This window comes from Streptomyces sp. NPDC015032, from assembly GCF_043080425.1.
GTDB lineage: Bacteria > Actinomycetota > Actinomycetes > Streptomycetales > Streptomycetaceae > Streptomyces.
Genome location: NZ_JBIBVN010000044.1, coordinates 1 through 24,343 on the forward strand (window position 1 = coordinate 1; position 24,343 = coordinate 24,343).

The 24,343-nt window shown below is 70.8% G+C and carries 21 protein-coding genes; 8 read left to right on the top strand and 13 right to left on the bottom strand.

Annotated features, from left to right (window positions below):
* Positions 1–275: 275 nt before the first annotated feature.
* Positions 276–785 (bottom strand): GNAT family N-acetyltransferase, encoded by a 510-nt coding sequence (locus ACF08M_RS35670; protein WP_392189438.1) that lies wholly within the window; start codon positions 783–785, stop codon positions 276–278.
* Between the two features lie 286 nt (positions 786–1,071).
* Between ACF08M_RS35670 and vph the strand changes: the two genes are divergently transcribed.
* From vph to ACF08M_RS35685, 3 genes are all read left to right on the top strand, one after another.
* Complete coding sequence (gene vph, locus ACF08M_RS35675; RefSeq protein ID WP_392189439.1) at positions 1,072–1,935, top strand: viomycin phosphotransferase; 864 nt, start codon at positions 1,072–1,074, stop codon at positions 1,933–1,935.
* A 212-nt stretch (positions 1,936–2,147) separates the two neighbouring features.
* On the top strand, positions 2,148–2,399 hold the full coding sequence (locus ACF08M_RS35680; RefSeq protein WP_392189440.1) for a hypothetical protein: 252 nt from the start codon (positions 2,148–2,150) through the stop codon (positions 2,397–2,399).
* A gap of 508 nt (positions 2,400–2,907) precedes the next feature.
* Entirely contained in the window at positions 2,908–3,885 is a 978-nt protein-coding gene (locus ACF08M_RS35685; protein ID WP_392189441.1) for a terpene synthase family protein, read from the top strand.
* A gap of 271 nt (positions 3,886–4,156) precedes the next feature.
* Here the strand turns inward: ACF08M_RS35685 and ACF08M_RS35690 are convergent, their stop codons facing one another.
* Positions 4,157–5,638: a PucR family transcriptional regulator gene (locus ACF08M_RS35690; RefSeq protein ID WP_392189442.1), complete on the bottom strand. Its 1,482-nt coding sequence runs from the start codon at positions 5,636–5,638 to the stop codon at positions 4,157–4,159.
* 178 nt (positions 5,639–5,816) lie between these two features.
* Here ACF08M_RS35690 and ACF08M_RS35695 point away from each other — a divergent pair, with 178 nt between their 5' ends.
* Together ACF08M_RS35695 and ACF08M_RS35700 are read left to right on the top strand one after the other, a co-directional pair.
* Positions 5,817–7,328 (top strand): long-chain fatty acid--CoA ligase, encoded by a 1,512-nt coding sequence (locus ACF08M_RS35695; protein WP_392189443.1) that lies wholly within the window; start codon positions 5,817–5,819, stop codon positions 7,326–7,328.
* A 303-nt stretch (positions 7,329–7,631) separates the two neighbouring features.
* Complete coding sequence (locus ACF08M_RS35700; protein WP_392189444.1) at positions 7,632–9,119, top strand: carboxylesterase/lipase family protein; 1,488 nt, start codon at positions 7,632–7,634, stop codon at positions 9,117–9,119.
* Between the two features lie 73 nt (positions 9,120–9,192).
* Here the strand turns inward: ACF08M_RS35700 and ACF08M_RS35705 are convergent, their stop codons facing one another.
* A complete protein-coding gene (locus ACF08M_RS35705) occupies positions 9,193–9,408 on the bottom strand; it encodes an EF-hand domain-containing protein (RefSeq protein WP_123461777.1) in 216 nt (71 codons plus the stop codon).
* Between the two features lie 177 nt (positions 9,409–9,585).
* Here ACF08M_RS35705 and ACF08M_RS35710 point away from each other — a divergent pair, with 177 nt between their 5' ends.
* Positions 9,586–10,224, top strand: coding sequence for a GNAT family N-acetyltransferase (locus ACF08M_RS35710; protein WP_392189445.1), 639 nt, complete (start codon positions 9,586–9,588; stop codon positions 10,222–10,224).
* A 12-nt stretch (positions 10,225–10,236) separates the two neighbouring features.
* Here ACF08M_RS35710 and ACF08M_RS35715 read toward each other — a convergent pair whose 3' ends face one another.
* The 10 genes from ACF08M_RS35715 to ACF08M_RS35760 form a co-directional block, all read right to left on the bottom strand.
* A complete protein-coding gene (locus ACF08M_RS35715) occupies positions 10,237–10,866 on the bottom strand; it encodes an ADP-ribosyltransferase (protein WP_392189479.1) in 630 nt (209 codons plus the stop codon).
* Between the two features lie 90 nt (positions 10,867–10,956).
* Entirely contained in the window at positions 10,957–12,150 is a 1,194-nt protein-coding gene (locus ACF08M_RS35720) for a beta-propeller fold lactonase family protein (RefSeq protein WP_392189446.1), read from the bottom strand.
* Positions 12,150–12,968, bottom strand: a complete 819-nt coding sequence (locus ACF08M_RS35725) for a polysaccharide deacetylase family protein (protein ID WP_392189447.1) — start codon at positions 12,966–12,968, stop codon at positions 12,150–12,152. Before ACF08M_RS35725 ends, ACF08M_RS35720 begins: the two co-directional genes overlap by 1 nt.
* A 356-nt stretch (positions 12,969–13,324) precedes the next feature.
* On the bottom strand, positions 13,325–13,840 hold the full coding sequence (locus ACF08M_RS35730) for an ATP-binding protein (RefSeq protein ID WP_392189480.1): 516 nt from the start codon (positions 13,838–13,840) through the stop codon (positions 13,325–13,327).
* Between the two features lie 251 nt (positions 13,841–14,091).
* The gene (locus ACF08M_RS35735) at positions 14,092–14,859 is read right to left on the bottom strand and encodes an enoyl-CoA hydratase/isomerase family protein (protein WP_392189448.1); all 768 of its coding nucleotides are present in this window, start codon (positions 14,857–14,859) and stop codon (positions 14,092–14,094) included.
* Between the two features lie 88 nt (positions 14,860–14,947).
* Positions 14,948–16,192 (bottom strand): Ig-like domain-containing protein, encoded by a 1,245-nt coding sequence (locus ACF08M_RS35740; RefSeq protein ID WP_392189449.1) that lies wholly within the window; start codon positions 16,190–16,192, stop codon positions 14,948–14,950.
* A gap of 506 nt (positions 16,193–16,698) precedes the next feature.
* Positions 16,699–17,349, bottom strand: a complete 651-nt coding sequence (locus ACF08M_RS35745) for a response regulator (protein WP_392189450.1) — start codon at positions 17,347–17,349, stop codon at positions 16,699–16,701.
* Positions 17,350–17,368: 19 nt separating this feature from the next.
* Positions 17,369–18,667 carry a sensor histidine kinase gene (locus ACF08M_RS35750; protein WP_392189451.1) on the bottom strand — a complete coding sequence of 433 codons (1,299 nt, stop codon included), beginning with the start codon at positions 18,665–18,667 and terminating at the stop codon, positions 17,369–17,371.
* Positions 18,668–18,693: 26 nt separating this feature from the next.
* On the bottom strand, positions 18,694–19,470 hold the full coding sequence (locus tag ACF08M_RS35755) for an ABC transporter permease (protein WP_392189452.1): 777 nt from the start codon (positions 19,468–19,470) through the stop codon (positions 18,694–18,696).
* Between the two features lies 1 nt (position 19,471).
* Positions 19,472–20,374 carry an ABC transporter ATP-binding protein gene (locus tag ACF08M_RS35760; RefSeq protein WP_392189453.1) on the bottom strand — a complete coding sequence of 301 codons (903 nt, stop codon included), beginning with the start codon at positions 20,372–20,374 and terminating at the stop codon, positions 19,472–19,474.
* A gap of 165 nt (positions 20,375–20,539) precedes the next feature.
* Here ACF08M_RS35760 and ACF08M_RS35765 point away from each other — a divergent pair, with 165 nt between their 5' ends.
* Positions 20,540–22,414: an ABC transporter ATP-binding protein gene (locus ACF08M_RS35765; protein ID WP_392189454.1), complete on the top strand. Its 1,875-nt coding sequence runs from the start codon at positions 20,540–20,542 to the stop codon at positions 22,412–22,414.
* A complete protein-coding gene (locus ACF08M_RS35770; RefSeq protein ID WP_392189455.1) occupies positions 22,411–24,288 on the top strand; it encodes an ABC transporter ATP-binding protein in 1,878 nt (625 codons plus the stop codon). The genes ACF08M_RS35765 and ACF08M_RS35770 overlap by 4 nt, the downstream gene beginning before the upstream one ends.
* The last annotated feature ends 55 nt before the right edge of the window (positions 24,289–24,343 follow it).

The following is a 24,343-nucleotide window of genomic DNA, read 5'->3' on the forward strand; positions in this document are numbered from 1 at the left end:
CTGACGGCGATTGCTCTATCCAGTGCCCCGCTACGCGGGAGCTTCGATTCCCCCCGGCCTGAAGGCCGGGGCTTCCTCGAAGGGGACAAGGTGACGGCGAGACCTTGACCGCCGCACAGGGCGGCATGGGCGAAGCACCCGCCATACGCCTCGCTGCTGGATCCGTCCGCCGGTGGCGCCGACCGTTGACATGGCTCCCGGGTGCTCCTCCGGGAGCGAGGTCAGAGCCGACGCGAGCCGGCTGTACGTCTTGCCGGCGAACCCATGCGGTCACATCACTGGGGCCTGTCCGACAGGTTCCGACAGGTGGCGTCCTCACGCAGGTCCAACTCACCGACGGTCTCACCTCCGCTGGTCTCACCCGTCGGGCAGAATCCGAGTCCGAGGTAGAAACCCTCGGGGCCGCCCGTACCCGGATGCCAAGAAGTGGTCAGGCGGGTGCCGCCGCGACGGCGGATTTCAGCAGCAATGGACTCGACCGCGAAGCGACCGTAACCTCGACCCTGCTCGCCATCTGCGATGTTGAGCCGCCAGAGGCCGGAACGGATGTCGGTGCCTGTGCCGTCGCCTCTCCAGTCGATGTCGAAGAAGGCCATGAGGAAACCGACGGGACGGTCACCCTCAAAGATGAGGCGGGGCCAAGCTATGCCGGGATAGACATATGCCTCGGCCAGAGATTTTACGACCGGCGCGACCAGGTGCTCCTGATCCGGACGCACCCGCAGACCCACCGCGACATCGAAGTTGGCCGGGGTGATCTCCCGCAGACACAGTGTGGTCGTCATGCAGGAACCCTAGGCCAGGCGGCCAAGTGGACTCTGCGATGCGTCTTGAACGTGGGCAACCCCGCCCGATGACTCATATGCTCCGAGCTCAGGCCCGGAGCCGGAGCCGAATGGCTGTGGTGGCAACAGTTCCGTGGAAGACATGGGCCCGCGTGTCGCACCTGGTGGCCACCACAGCGAGAAGGGCATCCTCTGGGGCGGGCGCCGGCTCGCCGGCGCGGCCTGACACCACGCTCGTGTACGTCGCCTCCGTTCCGTCCCGTCGAAGGATCCAGAGGTCCCATCCGTGAGTATCCCTATGACACATCGTGCTCTGCTGAGCCGCCTGCTGCCTGACGACAAACCAGACGATCTCGACGTGCGTCAGGGACAATTCCACCTCGTGATCATTGGCTCGGACCGAGTCGTGTGTCTGCCTCGCACCCGGGCGGCGGCCGCCCGGCTGCCCGAACGGGTCGCGGCATTACGCGCACTCGCCGGGCTCGACCTCGGCTTTCGCACACCTGAGCCGCTGCTCCAGGGCGGTGCCCACGGCACCGACGAGGTGCCGTTCCTGGTACTCAGTCGCATTCCCGGGGAACCGCTGAAGGCCGACGTGCTCAACGATGCCCGGGTGGCCGACACGGTGGCGGCGCAGTACGCCACACTGCTGTCCACTCTGGCCCGTGCCGGCACCGACGAGGCGGTACGAGCAGTTCTCCCTCAGGCACCAGAAGGCCAGTGGCGGCGGTTCGCGGAGAGCGTGCGCGCGGAGCTGTTCCCGCTCATGTCCGACAGTGGGCGCCTACGGGCCGAGCGGGAACTCGCAGCACTCGACAGCCTTCCCCACCTCACCCGAGCAGTCGTGCATGGTGACCTCGGTGCCGAGAACGTCCTGTGGGAGTGGACGCACGGCCTGCCGCACCTCTCCGGCGTACTCGACTGGGACGACGTCACACTCAGCGACCCGGCCGAGGACCTCGCGGCCATCGGCGCCGGCTACAGCCGTGATCTCCTGGAGCAGGTCCTCACCCTGGGCAGCTGGTCGAACCACGGACTGCGCACCCGCATCGCCGCGATCCGCGGCACGTTCGCCCTGCAGCAAGCCCTCTACGCCATCCGGGACGACGATGAAGGAGAACTCGCGGATGGCCTGGCCGACTACCGCTGAGGCACACCGGCACATCCTCTTCATCGAGCACTTCGGATCGACAGCAACCCGGCGAACCCATGCGGTCACAGCACGAGCCGTACCGGCGCGGAGTTCCAGGCGGTTCGCATGTCACATATCGGCGGCGCGGGTATCGTCGGGAGCAGGCCGGCCGAAGCCGTGCCCACCGATACGGAGTTTGCCCCGCGCAGGGCGTGGCCGGGACGTGAGCGATGTCTGAGAACCCGAGTGTCTGGGAAGTACGGCTGGGCATTTACGCCACTCAGCAGCAGGCCGAAGAAGTCAAGGAACACATCACCAGGCTGCTGTGCCCGGACCCCGGCCACGCCCCGCCGTGCCCGATTCCGTGGTCGGTATCCCTGCGCCACGGGCCGGAGCCGGGGTCGGGGTCGGGGTCGGAGGCAGACGACTCGTATGCGGAGCTGATCGAACAGGCCGAGGCGGAGAAGCACCTCCGCCCGTAGCTACGTTCGCACCGCAGCGGACATGACCGACGCGACGTACGACCGAGGCTGCTGTCCGGGCGGTCGGCGGCGTTCGGGGCGCTCAACGAGGCTCGGCGGCGGTCGACGACGTTGAGCAGTGGCGGTCACCTCAAGAGATCACCAACTGCTCGGAGCTGTTCATTCCTTCCTGGCCACCAAACAATTTCGGTCACATATGGCTTCCCTCCCTCACCCACAGGGGGTTGACTGGGGATCACCCATGGTGATGCCGCCGTCCTGAGCCAAGGGCGTTTACCACCACGGGCCCACGGGCCCGGCCCCGATGCCCCGACGCCCGGCAGAGGAGAGTGAGCAGGGATGACCGCCTCACCTCGCCCGGTGGCCCTCCGGCCGACGTCGGGCGGAGCGGCCCCCTGGGCGTACCGGCGCCGACGCGTGAATTCGTTTCGATCCCCGCTCGTATCGTTCATCCGCATCGTCTCGACGAGGGGCACCAATGAGCCAGTTTTCGCTGCCAGCGTTTCACATGCCGTTCCAGAGCACCGGATGCAATCCCGGCATAGAGGAGACCAGGAAGGCCACATGGGAATGGGCCGAATCCAATGGTCTCGTGCTCTCTCCAACGGCCCGCAAGAAGATGGTCCGGACAAGGCCGGAACTCTGGATTTCCCTCATCTTTCCCGCTGCTTCGCAGCAGCATCTCGATCTCTTCTGCCAATGGCTCTTCTGGGCCTTCCTCGTCGACGACGAGTTCGACGACGGGCCCGCCGGACGCGATCCCCGCATGTGCGAGGCGGCGATCGACCGGCTGGTGACCGTACTCGACGGCGGGCCGCCGCGCGGCGCCATGGAACGCGCCCTCGTCGGGCTGCGGGCGCGGACGTACCAGGACCGCTCGGCACACTGGGTCCGGCAGTTCCGGCGGGACACGGTCGCCTGGCTGTGGACCTACTACTCCGAGGCCGTGGAGCGGGCTGCCGGGCAGGTGCCGACGAGGGACGATTTCGTGAGGCACCGCCGGGATTCGGTGGCCATGCAGCCCTTCCTGGACCTTCATGAGATCACTGCCGGAATCGACCTTCCTGAATCGGCCCGCAGCCTCCCCGGGTATATCGCTCTGCGCAACGCCGTCACCGATCACTCAGGGCTCTGCAACGACATCTGCTCCTTCGAGAAGGAGGCCCTGCTCGATTACGAGCACAATGCGGTACGGCTCATTCAGCGCGAGCGCGGATTGAGCCTCCAGGAGGCCGTCGACGAGGCCGGGGCACAACTCGCGGCGACAGCGGAGCGAGTACGGCGCGCCGAGAGGGAACTGATCGAGCAAATAGAGGCGGCCGGGATCCACGGCCAAACCCGGGCCTCGTTGGAGCGGTGTGTGCAGGACTACCGCGGGCTGGTCCGGGGCGACTTCGACTACCACGCCCGCGCGGAGCGCTACACCCGTCCCGACCTGGTGGAGGTCGACGAACGGGACTCGCTGTCACGGCACTTCGCCGCCTGAGAGGCCGACGGGGCGTGGCATCACGGGGCCGGTGAGCGAAGGACAGGGGCAGGGCGGGGCAGGGCGGGGACCGGGGCCGGGTCCGGAGGCGCGGCGGCGGGCTCCCCGGTCCCACCGTCCCCCGATCCCCCCGCCGTCCCCCGATCCCCTGCCGACGCCGGATTCCCCATCGCCGCCCAATCACCCTGCCGACGCCGGATCCCCCGTCGTCTCCCGGCCCTTGGCCGCCGCCCGATTCCTCACCGCCCCGGCCCGGCGCCGCCCCTCACCGTCAGGGCTCTCCACCGTCCGGCGGGTTCGACCGGTCCATGTAGGCGTCCGTGGGCGCCGGTTCGCCGTCGGCTCCGCTCAGCGGCAGTGCTCTCAGGGCCAGCGCCCAGCCCAGCCGGGCCTCGCCCGACTCCGCGGCGCGGCCGGTGAGTTCGGCGATCCGGCCGATCCGGTTCAGAACCGTGTTGCGGTGGCAGTAGAGCTGCTCGGCGGCGCGCGCCGCCGAGCAGCCGCTGTCGAGCCAGACCCGCAACGTGCCGAGCAGTACGTCGCGTTCGGCCGCCGTGTCCAGGACGGCGCCGAGTTGCGTGGTGACGATGCGCTCGGCGATCTCGGGCCGGCCGACGAGGAGGACCTCCGCCAGCCGGTCGTCGAACGCCGCCGCCTCGCCGCTTCCGGCGGGCAGCGTACGCAGGGCCTGTTCGGCCAGCCGCAACGCCCGGCCCGCCTGGGCGAGCCGGCCGAACTCCGGTGACACGCCGGCGGTGGCGCCGGTGCGGTGGCGCAGCAGGTCGAGCAGTACGCCCGATTCCCCCGCGGCCAGCCGCACGATTCCCGCGTACCGGCCCGACCGCGGCCGCCAGAAGGACCAGATGCCGTGGTCGTCGAGGACCGGCGCCGGGTTGGGCGGTGCGGCCGGGTCCTGGGCGGCGACGACGATGACGTACCGGTCGTGGACCGGCACGCCGAGCGCGACGGCGGCCGCCGCGGCGACCGCCGGGTCGTCCCCGCGCCCGTCGAGCAGGGCCTCGAAGAGGGCGACGCGGCGGGTGTCCTGACGGCCCTGCATCTCCAGCTGGGTCAGCCGGTACGACTCCGCCATGACGAGCGAGTAGCGGTCGATGGTCTCCCACACGGCACCCGCCATGTCGAGTTCGGTGTCCCGGTCGCCCGCGACGGTACGCACGGCGTCCTGCCCCGGCTGCCCGGCACCTCCGGCCCCCGGAGCACCCCCGTCCCGAACATCCCGAACGCCCCGAACATCCCGAACGCCCCGGCCGTCCCGGCGGTCCCGGCCCGTGACACCGGCCCCGCTGTCTCCATCGGCCCGGTCGGCGCCCCCCGCCCCGTCGTCCCGACCGCCCCGTGCGGCCCGCAGATGTTCCGCCATCATCTGCCACATCACCCGGCCGCCGCGCCGGTAGGCCTGGAGCACGGTGTCCAGCGGTACGTTCTGCTCCGCGCGCCGCCGTCCTGTCTCGCGCGCCGCGTGCTCGATGTCGCCCCCGCTGGAGGGCAGCCCGCCGAAGTCCTCCAGCGCCCGCAGCAGATTGTCGCGGCAGATCTCCCACAGATCGCCCCGGGTGACCGGCGTGCCGGACGCGTATGCGCCGCTGTGCACGTGGATGTCGTCGACGACCCGCCGGGTCAGTTCGTCGATCTCGGACAGCAGGGCGAGGGCCAGGACACGGCGCAGCTCGCCGTCGTCGCCGCTGCCCCGGTCCTCGCCGCGAGGGATCCGGGCTCCGGCATTGTCCGTCATGCCGGAAGGTTAGCGCCGCCCGCCCTTTAGGCGGATGCCTTGCCTTGCACATATCCGAGGGGCTGCTGCCCAGGTGGGCTGTGCGCATGGTGGGCATCTGCACATTGTGCGGAGGCGGGCCGACGGCCGATTCTGAGCAGCAGTAGCCCTGTAGACGCCATGTTTCCTGGAGCGTGTCATGTTTCTCAGCGTCGCCACTGTCCTCGGTGAGTCGGCCCGCAGGTATCCCGACCGCGTCGCCGTGGTCGATTCGGACACCCGGCTCACCTACCAGGAGCTGTGGGCCCGGGCGCTGCGCTGCGCGGGCGCGCTGCGGGCCTCCGGGGTGCGTCCGGGCGACCGGGTGGCGGTGCTGCTGCCGAATTCGGCGGACTTCCTGTACGCGTACTACGGGGCGCTGGCCGCCGGGGCCACGGTGGTACCGGTGCACGGGCTGCTGGTGGCCGACGAGGTGGCGTACGTACTGCGGCACAGCGGCTCCGTCGCGCTGATCAGCGGTGGTCCGCTCTGGCCGGCGGCCGAGGAGGGGGCGCGTGCCGCGGGGGTACGGGCCGTGCGTGGTGTACCGAAGGACGGTGAACCGCTGCCCGCGCCGGAGCCTGCGGCGCCTGATGACATCGCGGTGGTGCTCTACACCAGCGGCACGACCGGGCGGCCGAAGGGTGCGCTGCTCACCCACTTCAACATTGTGATGAACGCGTCCGTGACCGCCCACGACCTGCTGGGGCTGACCGGCGACGACGTGGTCCTGGGCTGTCTGCCGCTGTTCCACAGTTATGGACAGACCTGCGCGATGAACGCGACGCTGCGGGCGGGGGCGACGCTCGTGCTCATGCCGCGGTTCAGCGGCACGGGCGCACTGGAGCTGCTGGCCGCCGAGGGCGTGAGCGTCTTCATGGGCGTGCCCACGATGTATCACGCACTCGTCGAGGCGGCGGCGGAACAGGACGCCACGGCGCGGGACGACGCCACGCGCCGTCTCACGCTGCGCTCGGCCGTCTCGGGCGGCGCCGCGCTCCCCGTCGCCGTGCTCGAACGCTTCGAGGAGACCTTCACGACGCAGGTCCTGGAGGGATACGGGCTGACCGAGACCTCCCCTGTCGCCACCTTCAACCAGCCGGCGCTCGGCCGACGCCCCGGCACGGTCGGCCACCCGGTCTGGGGCGTGGAGATCGGTCTCGCGGACGCGGCGGTCGAGGACGCCGTGGTGCTGCTGCCGGAGGGGGAGGTCGGCGAGGTCGTGGTGCGCGGGCACAACGTCTTCGCGGGATATCTCGACGATCCGGCGGCGACGGCGGCCGCCGTCGTCGACGGCTGGTTCCGCACCGGGGATCTCGGGGTGCGGGACGAGGACGGCTTCCTGAGCATCGTCGACCGGAAGAAGGACCTGGTCATCCGGGGCGGCTTCAACATCTATCCGCGCGAGGTCGAAGAGGTGCTCGTGCGCCATCCGGCGATCTCCGAGGTCGCGGTGATCGGTGTACCGGACGAGGCGCGCGGCGAGGAGGTCTGCGCGGTGGTCGTGCTGCGCTCGGATGCGGACGCGGCGACGGAGGAGGACCTGATCGCCTGGTCCCGGGACCGGCTCGGGCGGCACAAGTACCCGCGGATCGTGCGGTTCACCGAGACGCTGCCGCTCGGCCCGACCGGCAAGGTCCTCAAACGGGCACTGACGGCGACCTCTTCCTGAACCGCCGCCTCGCTCCCCCCTCGACCGCTCCTCTCCCGCCCCACCGCTCCTCCTCCCCCTGGTGCACCAGTCGGTCGGCCTGGTCGCCGATGCGGCACCGGGACCGGCGGCACCGGCGGTGCGCGGGGCGCGGTGCCGCCCCCGCGGGGCCCGGTCCGGGTCGACGCGGCCCCGGACCGGGCACGTATCGCATCACCGGTGCCGGTGGAGGTGCCACACCCCGACGGCTCCCTCACCCGTCATCCGTCCCGCTCGTCGACCGTCGCACTCGTCGGCTCCGCGCCGCAGAAGGGCTGAAGCCTCATGTCCGCCGTACCCCCTCCCCCGTCCGAGACGTCACCGCGGGTCAGCACGGTCCATGGGACGGTGCGCGGCACGCTGGAACAGGGTGTCGCCGTCTTCCGCGGCATCCCGTACGCGGCCGCGCCGGTCGGCGCCCGGCGTTTCCGTGCGCCGGAGCCGCCCGAGCCGTGGGAGGGGGTGCGCGACGCGGTGGCGTTCGGGCCGACCGCGCCCAAGCGGCCGTACGCCCCGCCGCTGGACCGGCTGCTGCCCGATCCCGACGTGGCGGGCGACGACTGCCTCAACCTCAATGTGTGGACGCCGTCCCCGGTCCGCTCGGGGCTGCCCGTTCTCGTCTGGATCCACGGCGGTTCGCTGCTGCACGGCTCGTCGGCCGTGCCGCTGTACGACGGGGCGGCGTTCGCCCGGGACGGCGTGGTCCTGGTGTCGGTCAACTACCGCCTGGGCATCGAGGGGTTCGGGGTGTTCCCGGACGCACCCGCCAACCGGGGGCTGCTCGATCAGCTCGCGGCGCTGGCCTGGGTGCGGGACAACATCGCGGCGTTCGGCGGCGATCCGGACCTGGTCACGGTGTGCGGCGAGTCGGCGGGAGCCATCAGTATCGCCGCGCTGCTCGCCGCGCCACGTGCGAAGGGACTGTTCCGGCGTGCGGTGCTGCAGAGCGGGGCGCCGGCCGCGCTGCCCCTGAACGACGCCGCCCGCCGCACCACGGAGCTGATCGCGAAGCGGCTGGGGGTCGGGGCGACGGCCGGGGCGCTGGCCGCGGTGGACCCGGAGCGGCTGCTGGCCGCGCAGACCGAGGTGACGTCCGGCGGCTCCCCGCTGACCGGCGGGAACTCCTTCCAGATCGTGGTGGACGGCGATCTGCTGCCCCGCGATCCGCTCAAAGCACTGCTGGACGGTGTCGCGGACGACGTCGATCTGCTGATGGGCGCCAACAGCGAGGAGTACCGGCTCTGGTTCGTGCCGAGCGGTCTGACGGAGGGACTGTCCAGGATCAGACTGCGACTGGCCCTGCTGAAGTTCAAGGTGCCGGGCGCCACGGCCCGTACGTACCGGGCGAACCGGCCCGGTGCCACGCCGGGTGAGCTGCTCGGCGCGCTCGCCACCGATCTGCTGCTGCGCGTCCCGTTGAACCGGGTGGCCGACGCCCGCGCCGGTGCTGCGGGGAGCACTCATCTCTACGAGTTCGGCTGGCCGTCGCCCGTACTGCGGCTCGGCGCCTGTCACGGGCTGGAGATCGGCTTCGTCTTCGACACGCTGGACCGGCCCGACGCGGTGGCTCTGGCCGGCGAGGACGCCCCGCAGGAGCTGGCCGACGCGATGCACGCGGCATGGGTACGGTTCGCCGCCTCCGGCGACCCCGGCTGGCCGGCCTGGGACGCGTCGCGCCCGGTGATGGGCTTCGGCCCCGGAGCCCCCACCGTGGTGCGCGCCCCGCGCGACGAGGAGCTGCGCGGCTGGGCACCGTACCGGAGGAACAGCTGACACCGGTCGGCAGGCCGCGGACGAAGGCGTGACCGGCGGCCCCCGGCCCGGCGGCCGGGGGTCCTCCCGGACCTCAGCCCTTGTTCTGCGCCGCCCAGAACTCGTCGAACGTGAGCAGCCCGTCGCCGTTGGCGTCGTGCGAGTTGATGACCGCCTGGGCCACCGGCTCGGTGACATAGGGGTCGCCGAGCTGAGCCATCACGCTCTTGTACTCGGCGGCCGATATCAGTCCGTCGCCGTTCAGATCGAACCGCTCGAATGCCTTGCGTGCCGACTCGATGTCCGCCACAGTTCCGCTCCTTCGTCATGCCTCGCCGATGCCTGGCCAGAGCCTGACCAGTGTCTGATTGACGGGGGCCAGATTAACGGGCGTGACGGATGGCGGTCGCGGCGGCCGGTCGTCGATCATGGGTGGGGTGCCCGTCGTCCGGCGGGCCGCGAGCCGGACGGGGAGAGCGGGACGCCGATGGACGACGCACTGGCACGGATTCTGGCGGCCGCCGCGAGCGGGCGGTTTCCCCCGCCGGACGGGGCGACCACGGTGGTGGGGCAGCCCGGCGACCGGGACGCGGGGGTGCTGGCGTTCACCGCGCACTCGGTGGTGTTCACCGACGAGGACCCCCGGTGGGTACGGGCCGCGCTGGACGCCACCCCGGGAGACCCGCTCGCCGCGACGATGAATCCGCACTTCCTGTGCGCGCTGCTGGCCCGGAGCGGCCGGCACATGAACACCATCGATCTGCTGACGGTCGCGGACGCGCTGCCGGGCGAGCCGGAGATCGCGCTGCGGGAGATCGTGGACCCGGAGCATCCTCGGGTGGCGCGGGCCATGAAGTACCGCGACGAGGTGCGGGTCTGGTCCGCCGACGGCGGTGTGGTGATCCTCGGCCGGGGAGTCGCGGGGCGCTGGGAGACGGCGGTCGAGGTGGCCGAGGAGGCGCGTGGCCGGCGGCTGGGCGAGCGGCTGGCGCGGGCGGCCCGTCATCTGGTGCCGGACTCGGTGGTCTGGGCGCAGCAGTCGCCGGGGAACGCCCGCAGTGTGCGGACGTTCCAGGCGGCGGGCTACCGGCCGGTGGGCTCGGAGGCCCTGTTGGTCGCGGAGTGAGTGCTCGGCGGATCAGCTGCGCCACGGCTTGTAGTGCGGGTTGTCGACGCACTTGTTCATGATCTCGGTCTTCGTCGCCGGGTCGATCGGGCACGCCCCGACGATGAACTTCCGGTCGACGCCGCCGGGGAAGGCGACCTCCACCTGGTCGGCGTACTTGTGGGTGTCGCCGATCGTCTTGTTCACGTCGATCCCACCGGGAGCGTCGATGTAGTAGTTGAACTCGCTCTTCCACCGCTTGTACAGGTCGTGGTCGTAGGTGGTGGAGACGAACGGCGAGGCTTGGTTGACCAGAACGTACTTTTCCAGGTCGTACTGGCCGTAGTTGATGTCCCTGGCGTGGAAGCCCTCGTCGAAGACGGTCACCGGGCCCCGGCCGTCCGCCCGGTAGAGCTGGCGGCAGTTGTCCCGCCAGGAGGGCTTCGGGGTGACCCGGTCGAGGTCCACCGGGTCGGCGGCGGCGAAGAGGTGGTCGGCGACGACCGGGCAGCCACCGGGCTTGAACGCGGCGGCCGCGGGAGCGGCGGCGGGAGCAACCTCGGTGGCGGCGGGGGCGGCCTCGGTGGCGGCGGCCGGGACGAGTACGGCGGAGAAGGAAAGAACGGCAAGTGCGGCCCGGCGCCGCAGGCGAGAAGTGATCATCATGATGATCACTGTCCCGGCAGTGCGACGCCGCGCCGAGGAGTGTCACCCCAAAGCGAGCGTGTCCGGCGGCGTGTTGACGCCGGACCGTCAGCGGAAGACGCCGGTGTGGCCGAGCGAGTAGCGGCCCGGCTGCGGGTAGACCGCGAGGCCGTGCGGGCCGCTGTCCACCGGGATCCGGGCGAGCTGCCTGCCACTGGCGGTGTCGATCGCGTACACCTCGGAGTCGTAACGCCCGCTCAGCCAGAGGACCTTGCCGTCGGCCGAGACTCCGCCCATGTCGGGGCTTCCGCCGCCCGGCAGACGCCACTTCTTCACCAGTTTGCGCTGTCCGAAGTCGAAGACCGAGATGGAGCCCTCGCCGCGGTTGGAGACGTACATCTCCTTGGAGTCGCGGCTGACGTAGAGGCCGTGGGCGCCCTTGCCGGTGGGCAGCAGCTTCGGGGTGGTGAACCTCTTCCCGTCCAGCACCCACACCCCGTTGGCGATCATGTCCGCGATGTAGAACGTGCCGCCGTCGGGCGACAGCTTCACGTCCTGCGGCATCGCGCCCTTGTACGGCAGCTTCTGGTGGCCGACGACCTTCATCCTCGCCGTGTCGACCTTGAGGAGTTCGCCGGAGAACTCGCAGGAGACGATGAAGTACCGGCCGTCCATGGAGAAGTCGGCGTGGTTGACGCCCGCGCAGTCGACCGGGACGGTCTTGGCCGTCTTCATGGTGCGGGCGTCGCGGAAGACCAGTTGACGGTCCATCGAGGCCATCACCACGGCGTATTTGCCGTCCGGGGTGAAGTAGAGGTTGTACGGGTCGGAGACGGGCACCGTGCGGCCCACCTTGCCGGTGGCGGGATCGATGGCCGTGAGGCTGTCGCCGATGTCGTTATTGACCCAGAGGGTCTTCAGGTCCCAGGACGGGACGACGTGCTGCGGCTGGCGGCCGACCTTGATGGTCCTGATGACCTTGTACGTCGCCGGGTCGATCACCGACACCGTGTCGGAGTTGGTGTTGGGGACGTACACCCGGGACGGGAAGTCCTTGACGACCGGGGAGAGCTTTCCCGGCCGGTCGGCCGCGTAGACGTCCTTGGCGTCGAGCACCGGCGGCATGCCGGGCAGCCCCGGCGGTACGGGCGGGGCGGCGCGTTCCGTTTCGCCGGTCGGTGCGGCGGTCTCACTGCCGACGGCTTCTCCGCTCCCCTTCCCGGCGGGGGAGCCGCAGCCGGTGAGTACGGCGAGGAGGACGCCCCCGAGCAGGGCCGCGGTGTGCTTGGTGAAGGGAGGCATCAGGTCAGCAGCTCCGTGGTCGTCACCGCGCGCAGTTGGCGGCGGTCGATTTCGGTGAGGAGGAGAGGCAGGGCGGCGACCGTGTCCGCGTAGCCGAAATGCAGGCTCACCACCGATCCGTTGCGGATCTCCCCGGCCACCTTGCGGGTGACGGCCGCGGCGCCGGGAGAGGTGAAGTCGAGGGAGTCCACGTCGTACGAGAGGACGTGCGGGTAGCCCGCGCGGGCGGCGAGCCGCTGGACGAGAGGGGTGGCGTACCGGGTGCGCGAGGGGCGGAACCAGGTGCCGATGGAGCCGGTGAGCCGGCGCAGCCGCTGGGCGCAGCCGGTGATCTCCGCGTACGCCTCGGCCTCGCCCATGGAGGAGATGTCGAGGTGACGCTGGGTGTGGTTGCCGAGGTCATGGCCGCCGTCGAGGATGCGACGGGCCATCTCGGGGTGTTCGTCGAGCCAGCTGCCGACGGCGAGGACGGTGATCCGGGCGTGGGCCCGTTCGGCCTCGGCCAGGACGGTCCGGGCGATGGCGGGGTCGCCCTGGCCGTGGAAGGTGAGGGCGACGCGGCCGCGATCGCGGGGGCCGTGCTCGATCTGGACCGGCTGCCCGGGAAAGCGGTGCGGGGCGGGCGCGGAGTGCGGGGCCGGGGCCCCGGTGGTCGCGGAGTCCTTCTTCGGGCTCGCCGCGGCCGTGGCGGTCCTGGCCGATGTACCGGCGGCATCGCTGCGGTCCGCGCATCCGGCGGTGAGGGCGCCGGCCAGAACGGCTCCTGCTCCCGCGCACAGGGCGCTGCGGCGGTGCACCGGTGCGTCGGAGGCGTTCATGCGCAGAACAATAGGTGCGAAATGGACAGAAATTAATAATGAAGACTTGTGGGCGCCGCGAATGAATCACTCAATCAATCCCATAAATATTCATGGTTTTCCAGGCAAGTGACCCAAAACACCTGCGATTCATGCGAGAGATACACCATTAACTACATAATTACCCTATTTGCACCTTTGGCGGAGAGGTCGCCCGTCTGCCATAGTCGGTGACACGACCGCATCGACCCGAGCCCGGTCGTCACAAGCGGCCGTGAACACACCCCCCATGTCACGGCCCCCGCACAGCAGCCCCCGAAGCGCCCCACCACGGCGGACCGGGGGCTTCTGTGTGTCCTGGGCAGGCACCGCCGCGATCAGCGGTCAGAGGTCCGCATCTCGAACCAGGTCGTCTTGCCGCGCGGCAGCAGATCCACGCCCCACCGGTCGGAGAGCTTGTCGACGAGGAAGAGCCCCCGCCCACTGATATCCATCTCCCGGACGGGCATCAGGCACGGCAGTCCGCGCGAGGGGTCGCGCACCTCGATCCTGATCCAGCCGCGGCGGCGCAGCATCCGCAGCCCGAAGACCCGGGCGCCGGTGTGCCGCACGGCGTTGCCGACGAGCTCGGAGACGAGCAGCACGGCGTATTCGCCGGTCTGCGGGGAGAGTCCCCACTGACGCTGCACCACACACGAAGTCAGCCGCCGAGCGGTGGCCGCGGACTCCGGGCGGGAGGGCAGCCGCACTTCACCCTCCGCCGGACTTCCGAACAACTCCAGCGCCTTGAATGCCCGTTCGTCCTCGACGGTCGGCATCCAGCGCGCCGCTGTCGCACCACTGTGCGGTCGCGGCTGTTCCACACCCTCCAGGCCCGCCATGCACACCATCATGGCCGCAAGAGGGGCGCTCCGGGGCCGTTCCACGGGAATCCGCACCCCGGAATGCGCTCTCCCCCAGAGGCCGACAGGCATATGCCACTGGCAGAATGCAGCTTCAAACGCCCGTGCTGACCTGCATGAATACCGCATGCGGACGGGATTGCCCGCTCCCCCGGAGAGCGGGACCTCAAGGCTCTCCCAAGGTCCCGCCGATCCGCCCGCACGGATGAACCCGCGTCAGCCCGGCCCCAACTGACTGCCGGTCAGAGGAACTTGGCCTTGCCCGGACCCTCTTCCACGAAGCTGCGCATGCCGCGCTCCCGGTCCTCGGTGGCGAAGAGACCTGCGAACCAGTTCCGCTCGATCGTGAGCCCGGTGTCGATGTCCGTCTCCAGGCCGGCGTCGACGGATTCCTTGGCGGCACGCAGCGCGAGGGCCGGCCCCTTCGCCAGCCCGGCGGCCCAGGCATGCGCCTGCTCGTACACCTCGGCGGCGGGCACCACCCGGTCCACCAGACCGATCGTCAGGGCCTCCTCGGCCTTCACATGGCGGCCGGTGAAGATCAGGTCCTTGGCCCGGGACGGGCCGATCAGCCGGGCGAGGCGCTGAGTGCCGCCCGCGCCGGGGATCAGCCCGAGCAGGATCTCGGGCTGGCCCAGCCTGGCGTTGTCGGCGGCGATCCGGAAGTCGGCACAGAGCGCCAGCTCGCAGCCGCCGCCCAGCGCGTAGCCGGTGACTGCGGCGACGACGGGCTTGGGGATCCGGGCCACGGCGGTGAAGGAGTCCTGCAGCGCCCTGGACCGTACGACCATCGCCGTGTGGTCCATCGCCTGCATCTCCTTGATGTCCGCGCCCGCCGCGAACACCTTCTCGCCGCCGTAGAGAACCACGGCACGCACGTCATCGCGCCGGGTGGCCTCCTCGGCGAGTTCGCGCAGCCGGTCCTGGGTGGCGACATCCAGGGCGTTCATGGGCGGACGGTCCAGCAGGATCGTGCCGACGCCGTCGGTCACTTCGAGGGTTACGGTCATGAGAGGCAGGTTAACCGGCGCTAACGACGGCGGGCCCGGTGCTGTTGGTCACAGCACCGGGCCCGCTCGTGTTCGGTTGCGACGGGAGCTACTTGGTCCACTCCGACCAGGACATGTTCCAGCCGTTGAGGCCGTTGTCCGGCTGGATCGTCCTGTCCTTCGAGTTCTTCACGACCACGAGGTCGCCGAGGAGCGAGTTGTCGAAGAACCAGGCACCCGAGGTCTTCTTGCTCCAGCCGCCGCGCACGTCCTGCAGGCCGACGCAGCCATGGCTGGTGTTCGCCGAGCCGAAGACGCCGGAGCCGCCCCAGTAGTTGCCGTGGATGAAGGTGCCCGAGGTGGACAGGCGCATCGCGTGCGGCACGTCCTTGATGTCGTACTCGCCGCCGAAGCCCACGGTGTCACCGTTCATCCGGGTCACCTTGAGCTTCTCGCTGATGACCATCTGACCGTTGTACGTGGTGGTCGCCGGGGCGCCCGCGGAGATCGGGATGTCCCTGATCTGCTTGCCGTCGCGGACGACCGTCATCCGGTGCGTGCTCGCGTCGACGGTGCTGATCTGCTTGCGGCCGATGGTGAAGGAGATCGTCTTGGACTGCTTGCCGTAGACGCCCGGGCGCCCCTCGACGCCGTCGAGGTTGAGCTTCACGGTCACCTTGGTGCCCGCCGCCCAGTACTCCTCGGGGCGGAAGTCGAGGCGGTCGTTGCCGAACCAGTGGCCCTCGATCGGAATGGAGGGCTCGGCGGTCACCTCGATGGCCTTCTCGACCGCCGCCGGGTCGGTGATGCCGCGGGTGAAGTGGATCGAGACCGGCATGCCGACGCCGACCGTGGAACCGTCCTCCGGGGTGTACTGCCCGACGAAGGTGTTCTGCGGGACCAGCGTGGTGAAGCTGGTGTCCTTGGCCGACTCACGGCCCTTCGCGTCCTTGGCCACCGCGTGGACCGTGTACTTGGTCGCCGCGGCCAGATGCTGGTCCGGCGTCCAGCTCGCGCCGTCCGCCGCGATCCGGCCCTCGACCTCGGCACCCTTGGGGCCGGCGACCTTGACCGTCGTGAGCTTCCCCTGCTCGGCGGAGATCTTCAGCGCCCCGCTGGTGGCGACGGAATCGGCCCCGTCCTTCGGCGCGACGGTCACCACGGCCTGCGAGGCGGTGGTGTCGTCGGCCTTCGCCCCGCCCTTGCCGTCCTTGCCCGCGCCGTCTCCCCCGCCGCACGCCGTCACCAGCAACAGCAGCGCACCCACTACCAGAGCCAGCGGTCCGGTGGCCCTACGTCCACGCCGCCCGCTGTCCGCCCCGGCCGACGCCCCCGATATCGGCTGCCCGTTCAATGTGCTCGTCTCCCCTCGCACGGCCTGGCCCAGCCAAGCCACTGGGGGCCCTCGGGCCCCCGCCCCCGCGCGCTGCACCTGCGCGCTCAGCGAAAGATAATCACACCGGCCACGAGGAAAAGACCCCGCGGTATGTCACCGTTCAGTCCCAACTCTTCCCGGGACTTCTCCGAGCGGCACGGGCACGGGTGCGGCGGCGCCGGGCGAGGGCCTGTCCGTTGCGGGTGTGCCGGACCGGCCCGGGTGATCCGACGGGGCGTCAGCGGAGGGCGGAGCCGGCGCCGGTGCAGCCGCTCAGGAGGGCCGGCACGGTGAGTAGTCCTGCCCATGTCCGCACGGCGGCCGGGTTCGCCACCGCCCTCTTCGCTACGTGGTTCACGACCCCCCAACGACGGGGGCCGACCGGGGGAAACGTGAGTCCGGGCGCCGGTGCGGGCAGAACAGGGGGAGGACCACGCTCGGGGAGCCGCGGCCGGGACGCCGTGCGCCCCTCTTCGGTCGTAGGGTCAGCCGAGGATGCCCCGGTCGTAGCCGATCGCGACGGCGGCGGCCCGGTCCTTGGCGCCCAGCTTGGCGAAGACATGGGTGAGGTGGGTCTTCACGGTGGCCTCGCTGATGAACAGTTCGGCGGCTATCCCACGGTTCGAGGTGCCCTTCGCGACGAGTTCGAGCACCTCGCGCTCCCGGGCCGACAGCGACTCGTTGCCCGGGGCCTCCGGGGTGCGCACCCGTGAGATGAGGCGGGAGGCGACGGCGGGCGAGAGCACGGTGCGGCCGTCGGCGGCGGCGCGGACGGCGGCGAACAGCTCGTCGCGCGGCGCGTCCTTGAGCAGATAGCCGGTCGCACCGGCCTCGATCGCGGGGAGGGTGTCGGAGTCGGTGTCGTACGTGGTGAGGACGAGCACCTTGGACCGGTCACCGCGCCGGGTCAGTTCGGCGATGGCGGCCACTCCGCCGCCGCCCGGCATCCGCAGATCCATCAGGACGACATCGGGGTCGAGCCGGGCCACGAGACCGACCCCCGCCACCCCGTCCGGCGCTTCCCCGAGGACCCGGAAGCCCGGGTCGGACTCGAACATGCCGCGCAGACCGTCCCGTACGACGGGGTGGTCGTCGACGACGACGAGCGTGATGACGCGTGCGGAATCCTCAGCCATGGCAGGCCAACCGTACTGGTCATCCGCTGTTCCGGACCAGGGGCACCCGGGCGCCGACCGCCGTTCCGCCGCCCGGCTCCGCCTCCACCTCGACGGTGCCCGCGATCCGTTCGGCGCGGGCCCGCATGCCGCCGAGCCCGAAACCGCCCGCGCGGCTGCGCGGCGGCAGGGCGACCGGGTCGAAGCCGCAGCCGTCGTCCCGTACGTCCAGGGCGAGTTCGTCGCCCATGAAGGACAACGTGACACCGACCCGTGAGGCCCCGGCATGGCGGCCGACGTTGGCGAGGGCCTCCTCGGCGATGCGGAGCAGGGTGGCCGCTATCTCGTCGTGGACCGGCTCGACGGTACCGGTGACGGTGAACTCGGCCCGGACCTCGTGGCGTTCCGCCCAGCCGGCGACCGTCTTCTTCAGCGCACCCGGCAGATCGTCGTGCTCCAGGGCGATGGGGACCAGGTCGTGCACCGAGCGGCGCGCCTCGCCCAGGCTGTGGCGGGCGAGGGCGGCGGCCCGGTCGAGGTGCTGCCGGGCCAGGGCCGGGTCGGTGCCGGCGACCGAGGTCACCACCTGGAGCTGGGCGATGATGCCGGTCAGGCCCTGCGCGAGGGTGTCGTGGATCTCGGCGGCGAGCCTGCGCCGCTCGTCGGCGACGCCCGCTTCGCGGGCCTGGACGAGGAGCTGGGCGTGCAGGCCCGCGTTCTCCGCGAGGGCCTGTTCGAGGCGGGCGTTGGCGGACTCCAGTTCGGCGATGGTGTCGACCTGAGTACGGGCGTGATCGGCCTCCCGGACGCCGATCTGGGCGAACACCATGGTGAGGGTGGCGTGCAGGGCGAAGAGGACACCGAAGGCGACCCAGTTCATGAGGTCGGCCGGCGGAAGGCCACTGCCGGACTGCGAGCCCGCCATGACGACGGCGGTGACCAGCAGCCCGGCGCGCATGGCCCGTTGCGGAAGCAGCCGGCCGGCGTCGAAGTAGCCGAGCACCGCGAACATGGAGAAGAACGGGTTGCACGAGGTCAGTACGGCGGCGAGCAACGTCCGGGCGACGAAGTAGAACTGCGCCGCCCGCGACTTCGGGGGAACACCCGGCTCGACCCACCCCCACCAGAGCTGGAGGACGAGCACCACCGGGACCAGCACCGCGGTGACGTACACATCCGAGCGGGACATGATGAGGTGGGCGGTCACCACCGAGACCACGCTGCCCAGGCCGAGCAGACCGTACGGCCCGTACCGGAAGAACCGATCCCACCACTGCGCGGCCGTCGTCGCTCCGGTGGTGGATGCCTGTGCCGTGTCCGTCGTGCCCTCCGTCGTCATGAGTGGAGTCTCCCCCCAGGCGGGTCTCACTCCCACCGGAACAGACGAGTCGCCAGCAGGGTCGCCAGGGCCGTCCACACGGCCATCACGCCCAGCTGGGTCCAGCCGGGCCAGCCGCCGGAGGCCGCCCGGTCCAGCGCCTGGGAGGCCGCGCCGAACGGGGTGACCTCGACGATGCGCCGGAGGGTGTCGGGCATGGACTGCACCGGGATCCAGACCCCGGCGCTGAACATCATCACCAGGTTGACGACCGAGCTGATCGCGGCGGAGGCCTTGGTGGTGCGGGAGAGCGCGCAGAGCAGTGCGCCGAGGACGAGGACGCTCGCCGTCGACAGGAGCAGCGCCAGGACGTAGCCGAAGGGCTGTCCGGGCAGTGCGACGCCGAAGGCGATCCGGCCGACGGCCATCACCAGCGCGGCGGAGCCGAGGGCCGCGCCGCCGTGCAGCGCGATCTGCGCGGTGAGCAGGGCGGACGGCGGCACCGGAGTGGTCGACATGCGGCGCAGGATGCCGCGCTCGCGGTAGCTGGTGAGGACGGGCGGCATGGCCTGCAGTCCGGCCATGATCATGGCGAGCAGCACTGCCACCGGTACGTACAGATCGATGACCCGGCGGCCGCCGAGCGCGTCATCGGGGTCCCGGAAGGAGGGGATCAGGCCGAGGATCGTCATCAGCGCGGTGGGGAAGACGAGGATCCAGAACAGGCTGGCGGGTTCGCGGAGGAAGAGCCGGGTCTCGGTCCTGAGCACCGCCGCCCATGGAGTGGATGCGTCCATCGCCTTGGCCGGGTTCGCGGTGGTCATCTCAGGCTGCCTGTTCTGTGAGGTCGAGGAAGGCGTCGTCGAGCGTCGCCTCGGTGATGCGGAGCTGGTGTGCGGTGATGCGGTGGCGGGCCAGCAGCGAGATCACCGCGTTGACCGTCTCGTCGGTGCCGTGGATGACGATCCGGCCGTCGTTCTGTTCGACGGAGGCCGTCCCGGGCAGCAGGCCCAGCTCGGTTTCGTCGATCGGCCGGGAAGGCGTGAAGGAGATGACCGTGGAACTGTCGGCCCTGCCGATCAGGCCGGACGGGGTGTCGAGGGCGACGACCCTGCCCTTGTCGATCACGGCGACACGGTCGCAGAGCCGCCTGGCCTCTTCCATGAAGTGGGTGACCAGAAGGACCGTCACACCGCTGTCGCGTACGTCCTCGATCAGCTTCCAGGTGTCCCGGCGGGCCCGCGGGTCCAGACCGGTGGTCAACTCGTCGAGGACCACGACCCGGGGATTGCCGACGAGGGCGAGGGCGATGGACAGCCGCTGCTTCTGACCGCCGGACAGCTTGGCGAACCGGGTGCCGTACGTGGTGTGCAGACCGAGCCGTTCGGCCAGCGCGCGCCAGTCGGCCGGGTCCGGGTAGAAGGCGCTGTACAGCTCCAGCGCCTCGGCCACGGTGAGCTTGGGCTGGAGTTCGCTCTGCTGGAGCTGGGCGCCGAGCAGCCGGGTCACCCGGTCGTGGTCGGCGACGGGATCGAGACCGGCCACCCGGACCGTACCGGCGTCGGGGACCCGCAGCCCCTCGATGCACTCGACGGTGGTGGTCTTGCCCGCCCCGTTGGGGCCGAGGATCCCGAAGATCTCCCCCTCGTCGACGGTGAAGCTCACTCCGTCCACCGCGAGGCGCCCGGCGTAGGCCTTGCGCACCGCGTTCACTTCGATGATTGCCATGCCTACGAGAATCGTGGCGGAGGATCCGGCGCACCATCGTCCATCGCGCTCGAAGCGGCATCGTCCGATCGGTTGATACGGGGTACGACCAGCGGGCTCCGGCACCGCCGGACGGCCGAAAAACCACATGAGCAATGTCAGTGGTGAACCGTAGGCTCGCCTGTGATGCCCGAAGAACATGCAGAGCCCAAGGAACGGTCCGCCGTACGCTCGCTGTCGCGGCTGTGGCCCTATGTGAAGCCGGTGCGGCACCGCATGTTCGGCGCCGCGCTGGTCGCGATAGTCGCCTCCTGCATCGGCCTGGTGATCCCTCTCGTACTGAAGTGGATCGTCGACGGCCCGGTGGCGGACCGCGACCCGGGGGGTGTCTGGCTGGGTGCGCTGTACCTCCTGCTGCTGGGCATCGCCGAGGCCGTGCTCTTCGGGATACGCCGATGGCTGGTGGCCCGTCCGCTGGCGGGGGTCGAGGCGGCGATGCGGGCGGACCTGTACCGGCATCTGCAGCGGCTGCCGGTGGCGTTCCACGATCGCTGGCCGTCGGGGCAGTTGCTGTCGCGCGGGACCACGGACCTGATGCTGCTGCGCATGTTCCTGGCCTTTCCGCTGACGTTCCTGTTGGTCAACGGCACGACGATCCTGGTCGGTTTCATCATTCTGCTGATGCAGCAGTGGACGCTGGGGCTGGTGCTGCTCGCCCCGGTGGTGCCCCTGGTGATGGTCTGCTCGGTCTTCGAGACGAAGTACTCGGTCGTGGCGCGCACCGCGCAGGACCAGGTCGGTGATCTGACGACGGTCGTCGAGGAGAGCGTGCTCGGCATCCGCATCATCAAGGGCTTCGGCCGGCACCGCAGCCAGGCCCTCGCGTTCCGTGCCCTCTCGCAGCGGCTGCGCGGCACCGAGCTGGGCAAGGCGCGCCTCCTCGCTGGCATCTGGGCCGTCATCACAACGGTCCCCGAGCTGGCCATCGGGGCGGCGCTGGTCCTCGGCACGGTCCAGGTCGCGGACGGCGGGCTCTCGGCGGGCACCCTGGTCGCCTTCCTCTCGACGGCGCTCGCGCTGCGGTGGCCGATCGAGTCGATCGGCTTCCTGCTGGCGATGAGCCAGGAGTCGGCGACCGCGACCGAGCGGTTCTTCGAGGTGATGGACGTGGCCGAGGAGGAGGACGACACCGCCGCCGCAGACGGCCGCGCGCCGAAGGACACGGGCGGCCAGGGCGAAATGGTGTTCGAGGGCGTGGAGTTCCGCTACCCCGACGCGGCGCCCGGCTCCGTACCCGTACTCTCCCGGATCGATCTGCGCATCCGCCCCGGCGAGACGATGGCCCTGGTCGGGGCCACGGGTTCCGGGAAGACCACGCTCACCGCCCTCGTGCCGCGGCTGCACGAGGCCACCGGCGGGCGGATCACGCTGGACGGCAAGGACATCACGGCCATGCCCCGGGAGGAGCTGCGCACGCTGGTGTCCGTGGCCTTCGAGGAGCCGACGCTCTTCTCGGCGACCGTCGGGGAGAACGTGCTGATGGGTGCCGAGGGCGCCGGGGAGGACGAGCTGCGGCGGGCGCTCGCGGTCGCGCAGGCCGACTTCGTGTACGACCTGCCCGAGGGCATCGGCACCCAGGTCGGCGAGCAGGGGCTCAGCCTCTCCGGCGGTCAGCGGCAGCGGCTGGCGCTGGCCCGTGCCGTGGTCGGCCGGCCCCGCTTCCTGGTGCTCGACGACCCGCTCTCCGCCCTGGATGTGCATACGGAGGCCCTGGTGGAGGCCGCGCTGCGGCAGGTGCTGGAGGAGACGACGGCGATCGTGGTCGCGCACCGGCCGTCCACCGTGATGCTCGCGGACCGGGTGGCGCTGCTCTCCGAGGGGCGGATCACCGCGGTCGGCACCCATCAGGAACTGCTGCGCGGAAACGCGGAGTACGCCTGGCTGATGTCGGGCGCCGACGGCGCGCAGGACGGCGCCTGTGCCGTGGACACCTTCCCCGACCCGTCCGGCGAGGACCGCCTCGTGCCGGACGTCCCTGCCGAGAAGGGCCGCACCCGATGACCAGTACGACGACGACCGGGCCCTTCGACCGGCGGCGCGACGCACGGAAGAAGCCCGGGGACGCGTCTTCCTCCGACGGTTCCGGGGACCGGTTCGACCGGGACGACCTGCCCACGCCCCGTGGTGCGACCCGTGCTCTGCTGATGTCGCTGCTGCGGCCGCACCGGGGCCGGGTGCTGGTGTCGGCGCTGTTGCTGCTGGTCCAGCAGGCGGCGGTACAGGCGGGCCCGCTGCTCGTCGCGTACGCCATCGACAGCGGGGTGCCCGCCTTCCGGGACAAGGACTACGGGCCGCTGATCGCGGTGGCCGTGGGGTACGCGCTGTGCTCGGCGACCGCCGGGGCCATGCAGTACGCGTTCATCATCGCCTCCGCCCGGATCAACCAGGACGTGCTGCTCGATCTGCGCGGGCGGATCTTCCGCCACGCACAGGCCCTGAGCGTGGACTTCCACGAGCGTTACACCTCGGGCAGGCTGATCTCCCGTTCCACCACGGATGTGGAGTCGCTGCGGGAACTGCTCAGCGAAGGTCTGCAGGAACTGATCGGCGTCATCCTGTCGTTCGTCTCCATCTCGCTGATGCTGCTCTGGCTGGACTTCGGGCTGGGCGCGGTGGCGGTGCTCTCCTTCGTTCCCCTGTATCTGCTGGTACGGCTCTACCAGCAGCGGGCCGGAGTGCTCTACGCGGCACGGTCGACGGCGATCGCCGCGGTCATCGTGAAGTTCGCCGAGTCGATGAACGGCATCCGCCCCGTCCAGGCCTTCCGCCGCGAGCGCACCAACGACGCGCACTTCGAGGGCCTCAACAACGCCCACCGGCAGGCGAACGGCAGCGCGACGCTGGAGATGGCGCGCTATGTCGTCGGCTCCCGGCTGGTCGCCAACACGGCGGTCGCCGGGATCGTGCTGTGGGGTGCGTACCGCGTGGCGTCGGGCACCCTGGCGCTCGGTGTGCTGGCCGCGGCCGTGCTCTATCTGCGCCGTCTCTACGACCCGATCGACCGGCTCGGCATGTTCCTCAACTCCTACCAGTCGGCCGCCGCTTCACTGGAGAAGATCGCGGGTCTGCTGGCCCAGGCCCCTTCCGTCCCCGAGCCGTCGGAGCCGCGGGAGCTGCCCGCGCTCGCGGGTGAGCACCCGGGCCGCGAGGTCGTCTTCGATTCGGTACGTTTCGCCTACCGCACGGGCGGCGAGGTGCTGCCGCGCTTCGACCTGACGGTGCCGGCCGGCCAGACCGTGGCCGTGGTCGGTTCGACGGGCGCGGGCAAGTCGACGCTCGCCAGGCTGCTGGCCCGCTTCTACGACCCGACGGACGGCCGGGTGCTGCTGGACGGCACGGACCTGCGGGACCTGGCCGTGCCCGAACTGCGGCGGGGTGTGGTGATGGTGACCCAGGAGGCGTTCCTGTTCTCCGGGACGGTCGCCGAGAACATCGCGCTCGGCAGCCCGGACGCCACCCGCGAGGAGATCGAGCAGGCCGCCAAGGCGATCGGCGCGCACGACTTCATCGCCGGTCTGCCCGAGGGGTACGACACGGACGTACGCAAGCGGGGCGGCCGGATCTCGGCCGGTCAGCGCCAACTGGTCGGGTTCGCCCGGGCCCTGCTGGCGAACCCGTCGGTGCTGATCCTCGACGAGGCGACGAGTTCCCTGGACATTCCCGGCGAACGGGCGGTGCAGCGGGCCATGGACACGGTGCTGCACGGCCGCACCGCGGTGGTGATCGCCCACCGCCTGTCGACGGTGGAGATCGCGGACCGGGTCCTGGTGATGGAGCACGGCCGCATCGTGGAGGACGGCGCCCCGGCCGAACTCATCGGCGGCACGGGCAGGTTCGCGGGGCTGCACCGGGCGTGGCGGGAGAGCCTGACGTGAGCGGGCCTTCGGCGGGCGGTACGGGCAGACGCGGCGCGGGGAAGCGGTCGAACGG

What these genes read in the sequence shown, in the direction of transcription:
- ACF08M_RS35735 (WP_392189448.1), bottom strand. Translation starts at nt 14,859, where the DNA reads ATGACCGTAACCCTCGAAGTGACCGACGGCGTCGGCACGATCCTGCTG.
- ACF08M_RS35760 (WP_392189453.1), bottom strand. Translation starts at nt 20,374, where the DNA reads ATGGCAATCATCGAAGTGAACGCGGTGCGCAAGGCCTACGCCGGGCGC.
- ACF08M_RS35690 (WP_392189442.1), bottom strand. Translation starts at nt 5,638, where the DNA reads ATGACGGACAATGCCGGAGCCCGGATCCCTCGCGGCGAGGACCGGGGC.
- ACF08M_RS35700 (WP_392189444.1), top strand. Translation starts at nt 7,632, where the DNA reads ATGTCCGCCGTACCCCCTCCCCCGTCCGAGACGTCACCGCGGGTCAGC.
- ACF08M_RS35730 (WP_392189480.1), bottom strand. Translation starts at nt 13,840, where the DNA reads ATGATGGTGTGCATGGCGGGCCTGGAGGGTGTGGAACAGCCGCGACCG.
- ACF08M_RS35770 (WP_392189455.1), top strand. Translation starts at nt 22,411, where the DNA reads ATGACCAGTACGACGACGACCGGGCCCTTCGACCGGCGGCGCGACGCA.
- ACF08M_RS35755 (WP_392189452.1), bottom strand. Translation starts at nt 19,470, where the DNA reads ATGACCACCGCGAACCCGGCCAAGGCGATGGACGCATCCACTCCATGG.
- ACF08M_RS35745 (WP_392189450.1), bottom strand. Translation starts at nt 17,349, where the DNA reads ATGGCTGAGGATTCCGCACGCGTCATCACGCTCGTCGTCGTCGACGAC.
- ACF08M_RS35695 (WP_392189443.1), top strand. Translation starts at nt 5,817, where the DNA reads ATGTTTCTCAGCGTCGCCACTGTCCTCGGTGAGTCGGCCCGCAGGTAT.
- ACF08M_RS35765 (WP_392189454.1), top strand. Translation starts at nt 20,540, where the DNA reads ATGCCCGAAGAACATGCAGAGCCCAAGGAACGGTCCGCCGTACGCTCG.
- ACF08M_RS35710 (WP_392189445.1), top strand. Translation starts at nt 9,586, where the DNA reads ATGGACGACGCACTGGCACGGATTCTGGCGGCCGCCGCGAGCGGGCGG.
- ACF08M_RS35685 (WP_392189441.1), top strand. Translation starts at nt 2,908, where the DNA reads ATGCCGTTCCAGAGCACCGGATGCAATCCCGGCATAGAGGAGACCAGG.
- ACF08M_RS35750 (WP_392189451.1), bottom strand. Translation starts at nt 18,667, where the DNA reads ATGACGACGGAGGGCACGACGGACACGGCACAGGCATCCACCACCGGA.
- ACF08M_RS35670 (WP_392189438.1), bottom strand. Translation starts at nt 785, where the DNA reads ATGACGACCACACTGTGTCTGCGGGAGATCACCCCGGCCAACTTCGAT.
- ACF08M_RS35720 (WP_392189446.1), bottom strand. Translation starts at nt 12,150, where the DNA reads ATGCCTCCCTTCACCAAGCACACCGCGGCCCTGCTCGGGGGCGTCCTC.
- ACF08M_RS35715 (WP_392189479.1), bottom strand. Translation starts at nt 10,866, where the DNA reads ATGATCACTTCTCGCCTGCGGCGCCGGGCCGCACTTGCCGTTCTTTCC.
- ACF08M_RS35680 (WP_392189440.1), top strand. Translation starts at nt 2,148, where the DNA reads ATGTCTGAGAACCCGAGTGTCTGGGAAGTACGGCTGGGCATTTACGCC.
- ACF08M_RS35725 (WP_392189447.1), bottom strand. Translation starts at nt 12,968, where the DNA reads ATGAACGCCTCCGACGCACCGGTGCACCGCCGCAGCGCCCTGTGCGCG.